Origin of the sequence: Nocardia sp. NPDC058497, from assembly GCF_042720195.1 — a bacterium.
GTDB lineage: Bacteria > Actinomycetota > Actinomycetes > Mycobacteriales > Mycobacteriaceae > Nocardia.
Map to the genome: position 1 here is coordinate 788 of NZ_JBHXMY010000512.1, position 3468 is coordinate 4255.

The following is a 3468-nucleotide window of genomic DNA, read 5'->3' on the forward strand; positions in this document are numbered from 1 at the left end:
GGGGTGGTTGTGGTGCGCGCCAGCACCGAGCTCTACCCCTCGCTCGCGGTGGGCAGCGTCCGCTGACGCGGGCCTGGAAAAATGGAGCGACGCGGAGCAATTCGCCGTCACCGCGGACCGTATCGCCGAATACGCAGCAGCGACCAATGATCCGATCGAGGCGCACCGCACCGGCGAGGTCGCGCCGCCGGTGTTCGCCAGCGTCCCGGTGTTCGAAGCCATGATGATGCCCGTCATCGACGTGGCACCCATGGACATCTTCGGCCGGGTCGTGCACGGCGAGCAGGACTTCCACTTCCACCGGCCGATCCGGCCCGGCGAGGAACTGGTCTCGCGGGCCAAGGCGGTCGGCTACACCAGCAAGTCCACCGGTACGACCATCACCATCCTGGTCGAATGCCGCGACACCGCAGGCGAATTGGTGAACGAGCAGTACCTCACCGCCTTCTTCCGCAATATCGACGCGGGCAAGTCGGTGGGGGAGCAGGCGCCGTCGCACCGGTTCGACGAGACTCTGCGCGCGAGTGCGCCGTCGGCGGTCGTCGACCAACACGTCGACGACGACCAGACCTTCCGGTACTCGCCCGCCTCGGGCGACCCGGTCCCGCTGCACCTCGACGAACAGGTCGCCAAGGACGCCGGACTGCCCGGCATCATCGCGCACGGCCTGTGCACGATGGCGATGGCCTCCTGGGGCGTACTCACCGCGACCGCTGGTTCGGATGTGCACCGGCTGCGGCGCTTCGCGGTGCGCTTCGCCAAGCTCGTGTTCCCCGGCGACGACCTGCAGACCCGGATCTGGCCCGTCACCAGCGCCGACGGCGTCACCACCTACGCGTTCGAGACGGTGCGCGGCGAGGACGTCGTGCTCAGCGACGGCCTGGCCGTGATCGCCGACTGAACCCCCTCACATACAGGAGTCACCATGAGTTCCCTGGCAGGCAAGGTCGCCGTGATCACCGGCGCGGGCCGCGGCATCGGCCGTGAGCACGCGCTGTTGTTCGCGCGCGAAGGCGCGAAGGTCGTCGTCAACGATCTCGGCGGCAGTAATGCCGGCGAAGGCGCCGACGTCGGTCCGGCGCAGCAGGTCGCCGACGAGATCCGGGCCGCGGGCGGTGCGGCGGTCGCCAATACCGACAACATCGCGACCTGGGACGGCGCGCAGAACCTGATCGCGCAGGCGGTGTCGGAGTTCGGCGGGCTCGACATCGTGGTCAACAACGCGGGCATCTTGCGCGATGTCTTCGTTGCCGCGATGGACGAAGCCCAGTGGGACGCGGTGATCGCCGTGCACCTCAAGGGTCACGCGGCCGTGCTGCACCACGCTGCCGCCTACTGGAAGGCGCAGAGCAAGGCAGGCAACCAGCCCAATGCGGCCGTCATCAACACCGCCTCGGCCTCGGGTGTCACCCTGCCCAATGCGGGTCAGGCCAACTACGGCGCGGCCAAGGCAGGGATCGCCGCGCTCACCCAGGTCGCGGCCGAGGAACTTGGCCGCTACGGCGTGCGGGTCAACGCCATCGCGCCGATCGCCCGCACCCGGCTCACCCTGGCCACCCCCGGCATGGGCGAGATGTTCGCCGCCGAGGCCGCCGCGGCCGAGGAATCCGGCGGGTTCGACGCCTTCAGCCCGGCCAATATCTCGCCGCTGGTCGCCTACCTGGCCTCGGACAAGTGCCCCATCACCGGCAAGGTGTTCGCTGTGCAGGGCGGAGCCATCTCCGAACTGGCCGGCTGGCACGACGTGAAGACGATCGAGACCGAAGGGCCGTGGGCGATCGACGACATCGCCGTGCGGCTGCCGTGAGCGGGAGACGACGATGATCGAATGGTCCGAAACCGATCTGATGATCCGCGATGCCGTGCGGACCTTCATCGACAAGGAGGTGCGCCCGCATCTGGACGCCCTCGACAGCGGTGAGATGCTGCCGTACCCGATCCTGCGGAAACTGTTCAGCCAGTTCGGGATCGACGCGATGGCCGAGGACGCCGTCGCCAAGATGCTCGCCAAGGAAGCGGCGGGACCGGGGGAGAAATCCGGTGGCGGCGGTGGGTCGCTGTTCGCCGGGCAGCGGTCGATGATGGCGGTGCTGATCAGCGAATTATCCGGTGTCTGTATGGGTTTGGTGTCCGCGCTCGGGGTCAGCATCGGGCTGGGCGCCACCACCATCATGTCGCGGGGCACGCTGGCGCAGAAGGAGCGCTGGCTCGCCGACATCGTCACCCTGCGCAAGGTGGCGTCGTGGGCGATCACCGAACCCGACTCGGGCTCGGATGCGTTCGGCGGCATGAAGACTCGCGTCGAACGCGACGGCGACGACTACATCCTCAACGGGCAGAAGACCTTCATCACCAACGGCCCCTGCGCCGACGTGATGATCGTCTACGCCAAGCTCGACGAGGGCGACGGCGCCGACAAACGCCACCGCAAGGTGCTGACCTTCGTGCTGGACAAGGGCATGGAGGGCCTCGCCCAGGGCAAGCCGTTCAAGAAGATGGGCCTGCACTCCTCACCGACCGGCGAACTGTTCTTCGACAATGTCCGTCTCGGCCGCGACCGGCTGCTCGGCGAGACCGAGGAGCACCGCAGCGGCGACGGACGTGAAAGCGCCAGAGCGAGTTTCACCGCCGAGCGGGTCGGCGTGGGGTTCATGGCGCTGGGCATCATCGAGGAATGTCACCGGCTCTGCGTCGACTACGCGCGCAACCGCACGCTGTGGGGTCAGGAGATCGGGAGCTTCCAGCTGATCCAGCTCAAGCTGGCCAAGATGGAGATCGCCCGGATCAATGTGCAGAACATGGTGTTCAACGTGCTCGAGCGGGACAAGGCGGGGAAGCCGCTGAGCCTGGCCGAAGCGTCGGCGATGAAGCTCTACTGCTCCGAGGCGGCCACCGAGGTGGCGATGGAGGCGGTGCAGCTGTTCGGCGGCAACGGCTACATGAGCGAATACCGGGTGGAGCAGCTCGCCCGCGACGCGAAGTCGCTGATGATCTACGCGGGCAGCAACGAGATCCAGGTGACCCACATCGCCAAGGGTCTGCTCGGCAAGTAGGCGTGAACGGGCCCGGCCGCGAATGCTGTTCGCGCGGCCGGGTTCTCGCGTGTTCAGACCGCGCGCAGGTGCCCGCGGCTGGCGTAGATGTGCTCGGCGATGAGCGTCGCGATGCGGTCCGGCGCCTCCAGCATCGGCACGTGGCCGACGCCGTGCACCAGGATGCGGTCGGCGGATTCGGGGAGTTCGCGCAGGTAGCGGGTGGCGTAGACGCGGTTGGGGATGATCCGGTCGTACTCGGCGAGCAGCATGCGCACTGGGGTGGTGAGTTCGCCGAGGTCGTCCATTCCTGGGGCGCGGAGGCTGCCCAGGAGCAGCGGGATCATCGCGTCGCAGTGCAGTACGGCGGTGATGATGGTCGCCAGGTCGCGGCGTGAGACGGCGCCGGTGTTCTTGCTCAGCATGAACGCAGCCA

Annotated in this window: 4 protein-coding genes; 3 read left to right on the top strand and 1 reads right to left on the bottom strand. The window is 67.8% G+C overall.

What is annotated here, in order from left to right; all coding sequences use genetic code 11:
• The first annotated feature begins 7 nt into the window (after positions 1-7).
• Genes ACFWPJ_RS26095 through ACFWPJ_RS26105 form a run of 3 tightly spaced genes read left to right on the top strand, consistent with a single transcriptional unit; the run spans position 8 to position 3053 of the window.
• The gene (locus ACFWPJ_RS26095) at positions 8-901 is read left to right on the top strand and encodes a MaoC/PaaZ C-terminal domain-containing protein (protein ID WP_378855108.1); all 894 of its coding nucleotides are present in this window, start codon (positions 8-10) and stop codon (positions 899-901) included.
• 24 nt (positions 902-925) lie between these two features.
• The gene (locus tag ACFWPJ_RS26100) at positions 926-1807 is read left to right on the top strand and encodes an SDR family oxidoreductase (RefSeq protein WP_378855102.1); all 882 of its coding nucleotides are present in this window, start codon (positions 926-928) and stop codon (positions 1805-1807) included.
• A gap of 13 nt (positions 1808-1820) precedes the next feature.
• Entirely contained in the window at positions 1821-3053 is a 1233-nt protein-coding gene (locus tag ACFWPJ_RS26105; protein WP_378855104.1) for an acyl-CoA dehydrogenase family protein, read from the top strand.
• A gap of 53 nt (positions 3054-3106) precedes the next feature.
• On the opposite strand, the gene ACFWPJ_RS26110 is transcribed toward ACFWPJ_RS26105, so the two are convergent.
• On the bottom strand, positions 3107-3468 hold a 362-nt coding region (locus tag ACFWPJ_RS26110), incomplete at its 5' end, for an alpha/beta fold hydrolase (RefSeq protein ID WP_378855106.1).